This is a genomic window from Bacillus sp. DX3.1, assembly GCF_030292155.1.
Classification (GTDB): domain Bacteria; phylum Bacillota; class Bacilli; order Bacillales; family Bacillaceae_G; genus Bacillus_A.
The window spans coordinates 4190939-4205609 of the sequence record NZ_CP128153.1 but is presented as its reverse complement, the minus strand read 5'-3'; the positions used below and the strand labels follow the sequence as shown (position 1 = coordinate 4205609).

General features: G+C 36.4%; 14 protein-coding genes. 8 read left to right on the top strand and 6 right to left on the bottom strand.

Annotated elements, in window-relative coordinates:
• The first annotated feature begins 11 nt into the window (after positions 1-11).
• The 3 genes from sdhA to QRE67_RS21085 all read left to right on the top strand — a co-directional run bounded on the left by sdhA (position 12) and on the right by QRE67_RS21085 (position 3317).
• Positions 12-1805: a succinate dehydrogenase flavoprotein subunit gene (sdhA, locus tag QRE67_RS21095; RefSeq protein WP_286122148.1), complete on the top strand. Its 1794-nt coding sequence runs from the start codon at positions 12-14 to the stop codon at positions 1803-1805.
• Complete coding sequence (sdhB, locus tag QRE67_RS21090; RefSeq protein ID WP_286122147.1) at positions 1798-2559, top strand: succinate dehydrogenase iron-sulfur subunit; 762 nt, start codon at positions 1798-1800, stop codon at positions 2557-2559. The genes sdhA and sdhB overlap by 8 nt, the downstream gene beginning before the upstream one ends.
• A 311-nt stretch (positions 2560-2870) precedes the next feature.
• Positions 2871-3317, top strand: a complete 447-nt coding sequence (locus QRE67_RS21085) for an acyl-CoA thioesterase (RefSeq protein WP_286122146.1) — start codon at positions 2871-2873, stop codon at positions 3315-3317.
• Between the two features lie 38 nt (positions 3318-3355).
• Here the strand turns inward: QRE67_RS21085 and QRE67_RS21080 are convergent, their stop codons facing one another.
• Together QRE67_RS21080 and QRE67_RS21075 are read right to left on the bottom strand one after the other, a co-directional pair.
• Positions 3356-4135, bottom strand: coding sequence for a M15 family metallopeptidase (locus tag QRE67_RS21080; protein WP_286122145.1), 780 nt, complete (start codon positions 4133-4135; stop codon positions 3356-3358).
• A 290-nt stretch (positions 4136-4425) separates the two neighbouring features.
• Positions 4426-5256, bottom strand: coding sequence for a 5'-nucleotidase, lipoprotein e(P4) family (locus QRE67_RS21075; protein WP_286122144.1), 831 nt, complete (start codon positions 5254-5256; stop codon positions 4426-4428).
• Between the two features lie 606 nt (positions 5257-5862).
• On the opposite strand from QRE67_RS21075, the gene QRE67_RS21070 reads away from it, so the two are divergent.
• From QRE67_RS21070 to QRE67_RS21060, 3 genes are all read left to right on the top strand, one after another.
• Positions 5863-6747 carry an ABC transporter ATP-binding protein gene (locus QRE67_RS21070; RefSeq protein ID WP_286122143.1) on the top strand — a complete coding sequence of 295 codons (885 nt, stop codon included), beginning with the start codon at positions 5863-5865 and terminating at the stop codon, positions 6745-6747.
• 2 nt (positions 6748-6749) lie between these two features.
• On the top strand, positions 6750-7976 hold the full coding sequence (locus QRE67_RS21065; protein WP_286122142.1) for an ABC transporter permease: 1227 nt from the start codon (positions 6750-6752) through the stop codon (positions 7974-7976).
• A gap of 170 nt (positions 7977-8146) precedes the next feature.
• Positions 8147-8578, top strand: coding sequence for an Rrf2 family transcriptional regulator (locus tag QRE67_RS21060; protein WP_286122141.1), 432 nt, complete (start codon positions 8147-8149; stop codon positions 8576-8578).
• A 71-nt stretch (positions 8579-8649) separates the two neighbouring features.
• On the opposite strand, the gene QRE67_RS21055 is transcribed toward QRE67_RS21060, so the two are convergent.
• Both QRE67_RS21055 and QRE67_RS21050 read right to left on the bottom strand, forming a co-directional pair.
• A complete protein-coding gene (locus QRE67_RS21055) occupies positions 8650-9315 on the bottom strand; it encodes an aquaporin (protein WP_286122140.1) in 666 nt (221 codons plus the stop codon).
• Between the two features lie 314 nt (positions 9316-9629).
• Positions 9630-10595: a DMT family transporter gene (locus QRE67_RS21050; RefSeq protein WP_286122139.1), complete on the bottom strand. Its 966-nt coding sequence runs from the start codon at positions 10593-10595 to the stop codon at positions 9630-9632.
• 106 nt (positions 10596-10701) lie between these two features.
• Here QRE67_RS21050 and QRE67_RS21045 point away from each other — a divergent pair, with 106 nt between their 5' ends.
• Positions 10702-11274 carry a helix-turn-helix domain-containing protein gene (locus QRE67_RS21045; protein ID WP_286122138.1) on the top strand — a complete coding sequence of 191 codons (573 nt, stop codon included), beginning with the start codon at positions 10702-10704 and terminating at the stop codon, positions 11272-11274.
• A 29-nt stretch (positions 11275-11303) separates the two neighbouring features.
• On the opposite strand, the gene QRE67_RS21040 is transcribed toward QRE67_RS21045, so the two are convergent.
• Complete coding sequence (locus QRE67_RS21040; RefSeq protein ID WP_286122137.1) at positions 11304-11489, bottom strand: PspC domain-containing protein; 186 nt, start codon at positions 11487-11489, stop codon at positions 11304-11306.
• Positions 11490-11710: 221 nt separating this feature from the next.
• Positions 11711-13528 carry a potassium transporter KimA gene (gene kimA, locus QRE67_RS21035; protein WP_286122136.1) on the bottom strand — a complete coding sequence of 606 codons (1818 nt, stop codon included), beginning with the start codon at positions 13526-13528 and terminating at the stop codon, positions 11711-11713.
• A gap of 654 nt (positions 13529-14182) precedes the next feature.
• On the opposite strand from kimA, the gene gerE reads away from it, so the two are divergent.
• Positions 14183-14407: a spore germination transcription factor GerE gene (gene gerE / locus QRE67_RS21030; RefSeq protein WP_000659494.1), complete on the top strand. Its 225-nt coding sequence runs from the start codon at positions 14183-14185 to the stop codon at positions 14405-14407.
• Positions 14408-14671 lie beyond the last annotated feature (264 nt).

The window sequence follows — 14671 nt, the reverse complement described above, 5'->3', positions numbered from 1 at the left end:
AGTGGGAGAGCATGAAAGGGAAACTTATAGTAGTCGGCGGTGGCTTAGCCGGCTTAATGGCAACGATTAAGGCAGCAGAAGCAGGAGTAAACGTGGAACTATTCTCTTTAGTACCGGTGAAACGTTCTCATTCTGTATGCGCGCAAGGTGGTATTAACGGTGCCGTAAATACGAAAGGTGAAGGGGATTCTCCATGGATCCACTTTGATGATACAATTTATGGTGGTGACTTCTTAGCGAACCAACCGCCGGTTAAAGCGATGTGTGAAGCAGCGCCTGGTATTATTCATTTAATGGACCGCATGGGTGTTATGTTCAACCGTACAGAAGAAGGACTTCTTGATTTCCGTCGCTTCGGGGGAACACAGCATCACCGTACAGCATTTGCTGGTGCGACAACTGGTCAACAATTATTGTACGCATTAGATGAGCAAGTACGTCGTCATGAAGTAGCAGGACTTGTAACGAAATATGAAGGTTGGGATTTCTTACGTGCTGTTATTGATGATGAGGGTGTATGCCGCGGAATCGTTGCGCAAGACTTACAATCTATGGAGATTAAAAGTTTCCAAGCTGATGCCGTGATTATGGCAACAGGGGGCCCTGGTATCATCTTCGGAAAATCGACAAACTCTATTATTAATACAGGTACAGCAGCATCTACTGTATATCAACAAGGTGCATATTATGCAAATGGTGAGTTCATTCAAATTCACCCAACTGCAATTCCTGGGGACGATAAATTACGTCTGATGAGTGAATCAGCACGTGGTGAAGGTGGACGCGTTTGGACGTATAAAGACGGTAAACCATGGTACTTCTTAGAAGAAAAATATCCTGCATACGGAAACCTTGTACCTCGTGATATCGCAACGCGTGAAATCTTTGACGTGTGCGTAGAACAAAAGCTAGGCATTAACGGAGAAAACATGGTATATCTAGATCTTTCTCATAAAGATCCGAAAGAACTAGATATTAAACTAGGTGGAATCATTGAAATCTATGAAAAATTCACAGGTGATGATCCTCGTAAACTACCGATGAAAATCTTCCCTGCTGTTCACTATTCAATGGGTGGACTATGGGTTGATTATAAGCAAATGACAAGTATTCCAGGATTATTTGCAGCAGGTGAGTGTGATTACTCTATGCACGGTGGTAACCGACTAGGTGCTAACTCATTATTATCAGCAATTTACGGTGGTATGGTAGCAGGACCAAATGCAATCGAGTATATGAAAGGTCTTGCAAAATCATCTGATGCTGTTTCTTCTGCTCTATATGAACAAAATGAATTAATCGAAACAGAGAAATTTAACAATATTTTATCGTTAAATGGTAATGAAAATGCATATGTTCTGCATAAAGAGCTTGGAGAATGGATGACAGATAACGTAACAGTGGTTCGTGAAAACAAAAAATTATTAGAAACAGATGATAAAATTCAAGAGTTAATTCAACGTTATAAACGAATTAACATTAACGATACAGCGAAATGGAGTAACCAAGGTGCTTCCTTTACACGACAACTTGAGAATATGCTGCAGTTAGCACGTGTCATTACAATTGGTGCATACAACCGTAATGAAAGCCGCGGTGCACATTATAAGCCAGAGTTCCCAAATCGTGATGATGACAACTTCTTAAAAACAACAATGGCGAAATTTGAGGGAGCAGAACATGCACCAGCATTCCATTATGAAGACGTTGATATTTCATTAATCAAACCACGTAAGCGCGATTATTCATCAAAACATGATGTAGCTGCTAAGGGTGAAGAGAAGGGGGATAAGCAACATGTCTGAGAAAACAATCCGCCTCATCGTTACGAGACAAGATGGACCAAATGCACAACCGTTTGATCAAGAATTTGAAATTCCATATCGTCCAAATATGAATATTATTTCGGCTCTTATGGAAATTCGCCGTAACCCTGTTGATGTAAAAGGAAATGATACAACTCCTGTTGCATGGGATATGAACTGTTTAGAAGAAGTATGTGGTGCTTGTTCCATGGTAATTAACGGTAAACCACGTCAATCATGTACAGCGCTTATCGATAAATTAGAACAACCAGTTCGTATAAAACCGATGAAGACATTCCCGGTAGTACGTGATTTACAAGTTGATCGTAGTCGTATGTTTAATGCTTTAAAACGTGTTAAGGCTTGGGTTCCAATTGATGGTACGTATGACTTAGGACCAGGACCAAGAATGCCAGAGAAAAAGCGTCAATGGGCATATGAACTTTCAAAATGTATGACATGTGGTGTTTGCTTAGAATCATGTCCGAACGTAAACAGCAAATCGGACTTTATTGGACCAGCACCGCTTTCACAAGCTCGTTTGTTTAATTCACATCCAACTGGTGAAATGCATAAAGCAGATCGCTTACGTGCAATTATGGGTGATGGTGGCCTTGCAAACTGTGGTAACTCACAAAACTGTGTGCAATCTTGTCCAAAAGGTATTCCGTTAACAACATCAATTGCAGCATTAAACCGTGATACAACGATTCAATCATTTAAAGACTTCTTTGGTAGCGACAATAACTATTAATAAATATTGCCTCTTCGATGCGAAGAGGCAATATTTATATAAATACAAATTAAAAAACCGACATAAACCCCTTCTTTTTAGGTGGGAGAGAGCATCCGGCCATGCATAGAAGCGATCCTTTTCCTGCCCAGACATAGTGAAAACAAAGAGAGAAAACGAGTGCAGGTCACCTTTTGTTATCCATAGCCGCGGCTTATATGTCGAAAAATCCAAATGAATTTATATAGTTACCTCTGTAATTTTTTGTTTATTCTGAAATTCAAATTTGATCGTACAATACTTATTAGAATAGAAGAAAGGGAGAGAAAGCTATGAAGATGATTTCTTACATTGAAGACTTTGAGAGATGGGAAGAAGATTTCTCATTTTATATTCCTGTTAAAGTTCGTTTTTGTGAAACGGATATGTTTGGGCATATGAATAATGGTGTTGCTTTTACATATTTTGAAGTAGCACGTATTGAATTTTTTAAAGAGCTTGGCTTTATGCAAGAGTGGACACATAAAGCGTCCGAAACGATGATTGTTGTTGCTGATTTACAATGTAATTTTTTAAAACAAATTTTCTTTGATGAAAATTTAAAGGTATATGTAAAAGCTGAAACAGTTGGGAATTCTTCTTTAGATTTACACTATATGGTGAAAAACGAAGCGGGAGATGTTTGCTTAGTAGGACGTGGAGCCATGGTGCAAGCTTCAAAGCAAACGGGAAAAGGAGCGCCTTGGCCAGAGGAATGGAAACAAAGGTTATTACAATAGAGTTTGGAATGCAAAAAAATAAGAGAGCATATGCTCTCTTATTTTTTTGCATCCATCGCTTCTTCTAATGTAAGGTGGTGCTTATGTAAGTATGTAGCGTATGGATTGCCAACAAATCGAAGATGCCATGGTTCATAAGCATATTCTGTAACATCTGTTTTATCTTCTAAATAACGAATGACAAATCCAAATTCATGAGCGTGTGCTGCTACCCATTTTCCTTCTTCTGTTTCACCAAAAATAGGTTCTAACTGATAGTTTGCTGATTTTGAACTAATATCCATCGCAAGTCCTGTTTGATGCTCACTTGTTCCGGGGATTGCACTTACAGAATCTGCCTCAGCTTGTCCTTGGCGTTTTATGTACATGTTATGTAAAGACTGTTGGCGTTTATAAGAGCGAAATCCAGATACAGCCGTGAGCTCTAATCCTTGTTGTTTTGCAGCATCAAACATTGTTTCAAGTGCTTCAGCTGCATCTTTACGAAGTAACGTCTTCTCTTTATCTTTTGGATAAGCAAATGGAACTTTTGGTCTTACGAGATCATCAGGTTTGTAAGAATTTGATAATTTCCGATGCTTATTTACTAAAACAAGTAGTGAATCTGGATTATTAACAAGAGAAAAATTCTCATCTATTTTTTGTGCGGTATGGTTTGCCTTTGGAAATGATGGCATCTCTTCTTTCAGATGCCCAGCATGTTTGGATGTTTCTACAGCTTTCGCTTTATTATGTAGTAAAGAATTTGAACCAAAATAAGCGAAAGCTGTAATGCCAATTACAGCAGTGGCTACAGAAATAATAATTATTTTTTTCATAAAACTGTGTCCTCACAATCCTTTCCTAGTATTTATTTAGTCTTTTTAATTATAAGTCTAGCAACTATAAAAAGAAATATAAGAGTCATAACGTAATAGAATTGCAAAGAAATTGTAAAAAACTGTTATATTTTGTCGTTTTTATTTATCCTGCATTAATGAGCAGTAAAGCCCCCACTGATTAAAGTTTTATTTTATATTATTCTTATATGTTTATAAAAGAATGGAAGAAATCAGGAAGTGGGGATAAAAATAAAGGATGGTATATACCACCCTTTATTTTTCAACATTTATTTATTTATTTCAAATGATTTTAAGTTATCTTTGCGAATTTTATCTTTTTCTGCATCAGATCTTTTAAAGTTGTAATCATATAAAGCGCCTTCCCAATCTCCATACATTGGATTAGGGAAAATGATAAATTTATCACCAAATTGTGCTTTCGTTTCTTCAACAGTTTGATTGCGATCTTTTACAGATTTTCCATCAAATCCAGTGAAATCTGATAAGTTGTCACCGAAGAATAAGACGATATCATGCATTTCTGAAACAAGCTCACGGCGTTTTTCTTTCCCTTTTTCTTTTGGATCTTGTAGTAAGATGTGTTCTTTCGTTGCTTGCGGAGCACCAACGCGCTCCAAATTTTTAATTGTTGCATCTAATTGATTTGTTTTACGGTTTGAAACGTAATAAATGTCTACACCTTTTGACTCCGTATATTTTAGGAAGTCAATTGCGCCAGGAAGAGCCTCTGCTTCCGCTTTATTAATCCACTCATCCCATTTATAAGGATAGCCCTTTCCTTCCTTTACAGTCATAGCTTGGTGAGGGCTGTTATCTAAAACAGTTTCATCTAAGTCTAGTACAATTGCTGGTTTTTTACTTGTACCTTTCGTAAGAGCAGCATCAAGTTTTAACGTACCGATGTTATAGCCTTGGTGATACAATGCTTTTGTCTCACCAGCTGTTTGATACCATAAGTCGGCCATTAGCTGCTGATCTGTTAGTTTTATTTTTTCTTCTTTTGCTACTGTTTTCTCGGCTGTTCCTGAGCATGCTACTAGCGATGCAGAGAGAACTGCTACAGACAATAAAGTGGTAATGCCTCTTTTCTTCTTCATATGTATCCTCCTTGATGTAAGTAAATTAATTATAATTATATATTAAAATTTAATGTTTTAAGTGGGTTTTTTATATGCATTTTTGCATATTGTTATTTGTATAGGAAGTAGTATGTCCCATATGATAATGAAAAGTAAGATAAAATGTAATGGAATATTGACAATACATTTTGTCAATATGTCAATTATAATTGACAAGATGTATTTTGTTATTTACAATTTTAACTAAATAAAACAAATGATGGGTTGGGGATGAAACAACGGAGGATAAGTTGTACGTCAGAGATATAGATTTATAAAAAATTTATTAATCTTAATATAAAGATTATTTTTTTATTACTATATAAATCCATTTTGATTTTTCGACATATAAGCCGTGGCTATGGATAACAAAAGGTGACCTGCACTCGTTTTCTCTCTTTTTTTGCACTATGTCTGGGCAGGAAAAGGATCTGATGACCGCTTCTATGCATGGCGGATGCTCTCTCCCACCTAAAAAGAAGGGTTTTATGTCAGTTTTTTAATTTGTATTTATATATAATTTGTTTTTATTCAACATACCATTTAGAAGATTGAAAGAATCAATAAGAAGCGGAGGGCTTGTACTTGAGTTTACAAATTCAAAACTTAACGAAAATATTCGGCGAAGTAAAAGCTGTCAATCAATTGCAAATTTCATTACCAAAAGGTGAAGTGTTAGGGCTACTTGGCCGAAATGGAGCCGGGAAAACGACAACTATAAAAATGTTACTCGGTTTATTAACGCCAAATGAAGGGGCCATTACATGGGAAGGAAAAGCGATTACGAAAAGTGGTGTGACAATTGGTTATCTTCCAGAAGAAAGAGGATTATACACAAGAAGTAGAGTAATCGATCAGCTTCGCTATTTTGGAAGATTAGAAGGAATGACAAAAAAAGAAGTGGACCGAGCAATTGATCATTGGTTAGATAAATTAGCAATTCCAGAATATAAGTATAAAACGGCAGGAGAACTGTCGAAAGGAAATCAGCAAAAAATCCAATTAATTGCAGCACTCCTTCACGATCCAGAACTACTTATTTTAGATGAGCCGTTTAGCGGATTAGATCCTGTAAATGCTGGTATGCTCGCAAATATTATTGAAGAACAAGTGCAAAAAGGGAAAACAATTATTTTATCAAGTCACCGTATGGAACAAGTCGAAGCCTTTTGTCAGCATGTTTGTATTTTGAAGAAAGGTGAAGCCGTTGTCGAAGGGCATTTAAGTGATATTAAAAAAGAATATGGTTTTCGTAATTTAACAATTGAAGATACGATAGAAAATGAACAGGCATTACAAGCCTTAAATATTTCGTACGAAAAACAACAAGGACTGCTTTATGTGAAAGTTCATGATGATGCAGAAGCCCTAATGATTTTACAAAAGTTGCAAGAACAAGGTGTAAGTTTGCGACAATTTAAAATGTTAGAACCGACATTAAACGAAATTTTTGTAGAAAGGGCGAAATAACAATGCGTAAATTTTCTCATGTATTTTCATTTTATTTTCGAGAATCATTTCTTTCTAAAAAATCATTGATTACGAGTGGGATTTTATTTTTAGTTGTGTTTGGGATTTTTGCTTTTAATCATTTTACTTCTGATAAAGATAAAAGTGAGGATAAAGATAAGATTGCAGTAGTAATGGAGAGTTCTACATATAAGATGCAAGAAGATGAGTTAAATAAGTTACTCCCATCAGCGAAAGCAACGGTAGGTGAAAAATCCGAGTTCGATAAGTTACGTAAGCAAGTCGAAGAAGGAGAATTGGACGGTTTATTTCATGTGACGGAAAAGAATGGAATTCCAGAAGTGACGTATATGTATAATGGTTTCCCAAGTCAAACAAATTCTACAATTATGGCGAGTTATTTGAAGCGGCAATATACAGAAGTGACGATTGCGAAAAATAATGTTTCACCAGAAGTGGCGAAACAATTGGAAATGGAAATTCCGGTGAAACAAGAAGCAATAAAAGATCGTACGACTTCTTTCGGTATTGCATACTTCTTTACATTCGCACTGTACATGTTTATTATCGGGTTTGGAAACGCAATTGCGATGAACATTGCGTCTGAAAAGGCATCTCGTGTTATGGAAGTGATGCTTCCAAAAGTAAAACCGCTTACGATGATGTATGCTAAAATTTTAGCAGTTGTTTCAACAGCTTTATTACAGATCGTTATATTGGCATGCGGTTATCTTATTCCATATGTATTGGGATGGGTAAATTTAGAGAATGCTTCATTATTTGGAGTTCCGATTGATTTTACAAAATTAGATGTAAAAGTGATCAGTATGTTCCTAATCTATTTTGTTACAGGATATTTATTATATGCAATGATGTATGCAGCTGCTGGAGCAGTTGTGTCAAAAACAGAGGATTTACAAGCCGTTTCCTTCCCTGTAATGATTTTAATTATGGCTGCGTTTTTCATTAGTATAAAATCATTAGGAGATCCAAATAGTACTATCGTTGTTATTAGTTCGTATATCCCATTCTTTACTCCAATGGTCACATTTTCACGTGTTGTAGCTGGTGAAGCGGGTACTTTAGAAATTAGTATCAAGTTAGCCATTTTACTAGTAACAATTGGTATTTTAAACGTTGTTACAAGCCGTATTTACGTAAATGGCGTGATGAATTACTCTGATAAAGTGAAATTTAAAGATTTAGCGAAATTTATAAAGCGTCAATAAAGTGAAACTTTAATCAGTGGGGGATATTACTGCTCACAGACAGCGGGATAATATAAAAAAGCATGATTCTACCACAGAGTCATGCTTTTTCATTTCTTTAGAAAAGTAAAATAGTATATAATAGTAGGTAGCGTCTTTTGATAGAATGAACGTAAAGGAGGGAAATACAGATGGGAATTAGTAGCCGTTTTACAGTAGGTGTTCATATGTTAACGTTACTTGCGATAGATAAAACCTCTCGCTGTACCTCTGAATGGATTGCGGGTAGTGTGAATACAAATCCGGTTGTGATTCGCCGCATTACAGGAATGTTAAAGAGAGCAGGTCTTGTTGATGTACAAGCTGGAAAAGGTGGTACGTCACTTGCTCGTGGATTAGATGAAATTACATTACTTGATGTATATAAAGCAGTGGAAGTGGTAGAAGAAGGGCATCTATTCTCTTTCCATGAGAATCCAAATATTGAATGTCCAGTTGGAGCTAACATTCAATCGGTACTAGAAATCATTTTAATGCAAGCGCAAGAAGCGATGGAAAATGTACTTGCGAATGTAACAGTCGAGCAGCTTGTTACAAATTTAGAAGCGAAGATTCAAAAATAAAAAGAAGCGAGCCCTATATAAAAAGGCTCGCTTCTTTTTTGCTGTTTTCTAATAATAAAAGATTGCAAATTCTATTTTTCTGTATTTAATACGAATTTTCCTACAAGAGCGGCGAGAATGCCACCAAGAAGTGGTGCAACGATAAAGACCCATAATTGAGATACAGCTTCTCCGCCAGCGAATAAAGCTGGTGCTAAGCTACGTGCAGGGTTAACAGAAGTTCCTGTTAATGGAATGCCTAATAAGTGAACTAAAACTAATGTAAAACCAATCACTAGTCCAGCTAAAGAGGCGTTACCATTTTTTCCTGTTACTACGATAATCACTAAAACAAAAACAAACGTTAAAATAAATTCAACTAAAAAAGAACCTGATAAGCCGAGATTTCCAAAGCTATTTTGTCCTAAATTATTTAAAGATAGTTTAGATGATTTTAAAATTGTTACTAACGTTGCAGTTCCTAAAGTAGCACCTAACACTTGAGCTAATAAATAATAGCTAAGTTCCATAGCATTCATTCGTTTATTTACAAACATGGCAATTGATACTGCTGGATTTACGTGACATCCAGAAATCGTTCCAATACTATAGGCCATAGCAACAATTGATAACCCAAAGGCCATTGCAATTCCCAAAATTCCAATTCCTTCAATTCCGCCGCCTAAAACAGCTGTTCCAGTTCCGAATAATACTAGTACAAATGTACCAATAAATTCAGAAATTGCTTTTTTTAACATAATTTCCCCCCTTAAAATACACACGAAGCGTATTATATCATATAATTATGTGTTCCCAATTAGAATTATAAATAAAAGATTATTCTGGTAAGGTATAATACCTAGCTAAGTGTATACATCGCCAATAAAATAGAAAAAAGCATGATTCTCGAAGGAGAATCATGCTTTTTGTCTATCCTTGCATTAACGGGCAATAATACCTCTGCTGAAAGTAAAGAAGTTAGGAGTGGAGTGAATTTCCAGTAAAAGCCCGATTGATGAGGACTAATAATCAGTGGGATGAAGAAAATCCTACTGAGGAACATTACACTGTATTATGCCGTTTTCTTTTGTTTAGCAATGGGAACTGATCGATTTAAAATGCTGTTTGCGACCATTCCAGCCATAATAATTATCATACCGATGAGAGATAATCCTGCAGGAAATGAACCGTTTAAGAAGATGATTTCACCAAGAACAGTAAATATCATCGTCCCAGCTTGTGTTGCTTCCACTGCACCTAATAAGGCAAGGTTGTTTTTTGCTAAGTCTGTTGCGAAGAAAAATGTCATTGTAGCGATGACTCCTGAACATAATGCTAATAAAAATCCTTGTAGCATTTGTCCTGAGGTTGGAATCCCTGTTGTTGACCAGCCGTATATCGCAAGAATAATGGCAATTGGAAGACTGCCAATCGCCATTCCTAATACACGCTGAAATGTATCAAGACGTCCACTGGCAACTTCCATCATTTTTCGGTTGCCAAAAGGATATAAGAAGGCTGCGATGACAACGGGAAGAAAACCAGATAAAAATTGAGTGACTGTAATATGACCAGCTGCTGTTGCTTGCATACAAATAACCCCAATTAAAATGAAAAGTGAGACAAATAAACTGCGAAGCGGAATTTTTCCGCGGACACGTTTTGATCCTGTTTTTGTTTCAATTGTAATAAAAAATAATGGAGATAATAGCAAACCAGCTAATATTGTAATTTGCCACGTACCTGCAACAAGCCAAGCTGGATTAAAAACTGCAGCAAAGCTTAATAAAGAATAAAACCCGATGCCGGCTAATGGGCCCCATCCTAACCAAGCAAAAGGATGTTTTCGCATTTCTGACCATAAAGGCCCAAGATTTTTGCGGAATAGAACGATAAGGAATAAAATAGGTAAAGCGAATAAAAAGCGGAAGGAAGCGGTCCAGGCCCAGCTTGTTCCAGATACATTCATCGCTCTGTTAATAATAAATGTAGCAGAGAAAAAGGCCGATGATAAAAGACCTAATAAAATTGCACGCATAACGAGTAAGCACTCCTTTCAAAATGGAGATAATAATGTATATTATGCTATACTAAAAATAAATAAAAGTAAATTATTTTATACTTTAAGGTGGTTTTTCTAAAGGATGAGGGAAAAAGAGGATATGCAGACGAAAGAAGTGATTCAACAAGTTGGTCAGCTGTTACGACAAATTCGAAATGAACAAAAGCTAAGTTTAGAAGAATTGGCTAAAAAGACAGGTGTTAGTAAATTAACGTTAGGAAAAATTGAAAGAGGTGAAACGAATCCAACATTAGGTGTGATTTGGAAAATCACGAAAGGATTGTCGATTCCATTATCAAGACTTATGGTTGTAGGAGAAACTGTAGCAATTTCAAGATGTGGCGAAAGGTTTACTGTTGATGAAGGACAAGCATGGCGATTAGAAACGATGTTTCGGTATACGAAAGAAACTGGTATGGAAATGCATCGTGCTTGTTTGCAGCCAAAAAGTAAATATAAACCAGAGCCTCACCATGAAGGAGCAATTGAATTAGTGACAGTCATGAGAGGACAAGTGTCTATTCAGGTTGAAGACGATGTATATGAATTAAATGAATTCGATTCGATGCAATTTGAGGCAAATAAAAAGCATAGCTACACAAATAACGGAGACGAAGTCGCCGTTTTACATTTAACAATGAAATATTTAGCATAAAAAAGGCACCGGGTGGCACCGGTGCTTTTTTAGTACGAACGAGGCATAAGCAACATACAAATAAAATAAGCTAAAAAGCCTGTTCCGAAAAATAGAATAGCAATTACCCACAGGATACGAATCATACTGGTGCTTATACTAAAGTATTCTCCTAAACCACCGCATACACCAAACAATACTTTATCTACTTCTGATTTACGTAACTTTTTTTCCACTATGGAATCCTCTCCTTGTTTAATCAACATATTTTCTATTTCTATGTATCGGTGATATCTTATATTTTTATCTTACATGGAAAAAAGTGCGGAAACTATCGAATTATATTACATTTTTTTGAGGAAAGATTACAGTTTTGTAAGAGAGATATTTAAATCAGTATGCACCTAAAAAGAAGTAGTAGAACACTTTTCTTTTCAGGTGCATATTTTCCTTCTTTCTATTTTCGAAATCGATACGGAACAGTGGTCACAATGACATTTTTCTTATACAAAAGATATACGCGGAGTAACACGCTGGATTGATTGTGTAAAACATTATGCCAGCTCTTTTTTGTAATGAACTGCGGAATCAGTACAGTAACGAAATGATTTTTTTCTTGTGCTTTATGCTGAATAATAGTGATTAATTTTGCGATGGGCCGCATTAAACTTCGGTAAGAGGAAATGAATGTAACAAGACGAACATTCGGTTTCCATTCCTTCCATTTTTCCTGCATTTGCATTTCACTTTCTTTATCGAAAGCTACATAAACAGCGATAACTTGGTCACCAATCGTCTCTGCATAATTGATGGATTGTTCCACTACTTTTGTAATGCCAGCAATAGGCACAATTACGACATTTCCAGTCATTTTTTCTGTGATTTCATTGATGCGAAGCTGTTCGCCTACCGCAACATAATGATTATGAATACGACGGAATATGAAAACAATGATAGGTAGGAAGATAAGAACGGACCATACGTGCGTAAATTTTGTAATGAAAAAAATGAGAAGTACGGTTAACGAGATGAGAGCGCCTAATAAGTTTGTTAGTAATTTTGGTACCCATCCTTGTGGCTTTTCTCTGAGCCATTTTATAATCATGCCTGTTTGTGACAAAGTGAAAGGAATAAATACACCGACTGCATATAATGGAATTAATTGCTCGGTTTTACCTTGAAACGCAATAATCAAAAGGATAGAACTGATGCCTAATGTAATAATGCCATTTGAATATCCTAGTCGATCCCCACGCATTAAATACATACGCGGCATATATTTATCCGATGCTAAATTAAATGCTAATAACGGAAATGCTGAGAAACCCGTATTAGCAGCTAACACTAAAATAAGAGCGGTTGTTCCCTGGATAAAGTAGTACACAAAGTTTCGTCCAAATATATCGGAGGCAATTTGGGAAACAACAGTCTCATTAGATTTTGGGACAATTCCATACCAATACGCTAAAAAGGTAATACCAGTGAATAAAACAGCAAGAATCGTGCCCATGATAACTAATGTTTGTGCGGCATTTTTCGCAGCTGGTTCTTTAAAATTTGGAATCGCATTCGAAATGGCTTCTACTCCTGTTAAAGCAGAACATCCAGATGAGAAAGCTTTTAATAAGAAGAACAGAGTAATGCCAGGTACGACAGTCCCAATCGGTGTATGTAAATTGGCGGGAGCTTGTCCAGAAGTGATTTTAAAAATACCTACAATAATTAAAACAACAAGTGCTAACACAAAGAGATAGACAGGGTACGCTAAAATCGAAGCTGATTCTGTCACGCCTCTCAAGTTCAAAATGGTAATGAACAGTACAAGTACTACAGCGATAGGAACTGTGTACGAGTGCAGGGTCGGAAAAGCAGACGTAATGGCATCTGTTCCAGCTGAAACACTTACTGCTACGGTAAGAATATAGTCAACGAGCAGTGATCCTCCGGCGATGAGTCCGGCGTTTGTGCCTAAATTTGTTTTCGAAACAACATAAGCACCGCCTCCTTGGGGATAAGAATAAATAATTTGTCGGTACGATAAAATGAGTGCTGTTAATAAAATGAGAACCCCGATTGCAATCGGAATCGAGTACCAAAAGGCAATGGCTCCAAATGCTGCAAGAACAATTAAAATTTGTTCTGTTCCGTAGGCCACAGAAGAAAGAGCGTCAGAAGAAAGGATAGCGAGTGCCTTTAATTTATTTAACTTTTGTTCTCCGAGTGCTGTTGATTTTAGTGGTCTACCGATTAAAAATCGTTTGAATGCTGAAAACATAATAATCCCACCCACACATGAATTTTTATACAAAGCTGATTGTCGTTTTACGGATAGATTCCTATTTCATAGTATGGGCGTCTTTAGAATGAATCTTTCTAAAAAACATGAGGTAATAAATGGAGTGCTGTAAGAGAAGAGAAAAAAGAAGACCCTTATTGATGGAAGTAAATACTTACGAACATCGGAAGGGTCTTGCAGTCGTATTTCGATAGATGTCTATTGTGAATGAAGTTGGTTTTGTATCCATCATAGAAGAGAAAGAGTGATATGAGATGAATAGCTATATAAATACAAATTAAAAAACTGACATAAAACCCCTCTTTTTAGGTGGGGGATAAACTGCCCGTAAAAGCCCGATTGGTGAGGGCTAATAATCAGTGGGGATGAAGAAAACCCCCACTGATCAAAGTTTCACTTTATTATGAACGTATTAAGGTCTAATATTTAGCAAGGAAATATGTAATAAATGAGAGTTTTTATTTAGTGATAGGTTTTTGCTGGTTTTGAAATGTAAACAAATCTTAAATAACGTATGAAATTCAGCCTATTTTCATTCACCACCTGCACATTCTGTTCATACAATATCTTGACTAAATAAACACCCAACTTACACACGGACAGCTCTGGCTTAAGCAAGGAGGGTTATACCAGTTGAAGGAAAAAGCATATCAATCTAAACCGTTACTCACAAAGAGAGAAAGAGAAGTATTTGAATTACTGGTTCAAGATAAAACGACGAAAGAAATTGCAAGTGAACTTTTTATTAGTGAAAAGACCGTACGTAACCATATATCAAATGCAATGCAAAAGCTAGGGGTTAAGGGACGTTCACAAGCGGTTGTCGAGCTTCTTCGTATGGGAGAACTCGAACTATAATAGATGAGCCGATCTTTTATAAAAGGTCGGCTATTTTTCTGTCTTGCAAATTACGCAGAAAAGGAGCAAAATAAAAAAGTCCTGGTCTATATAAATACAAATTAAAAAAACCGGCATAAAATCCTTCTTTTTAGGTGGGAGAGAGCATCCGGCCATGCATAGAAGCGGTTAGATCCTTTTCCTGCCCAGACATAGTGAAAACAAAGAGAGAAAACGAGTGCAGGTTACCTTTTGTTATCCATAGCCGCGGCTTATATGTCGAAA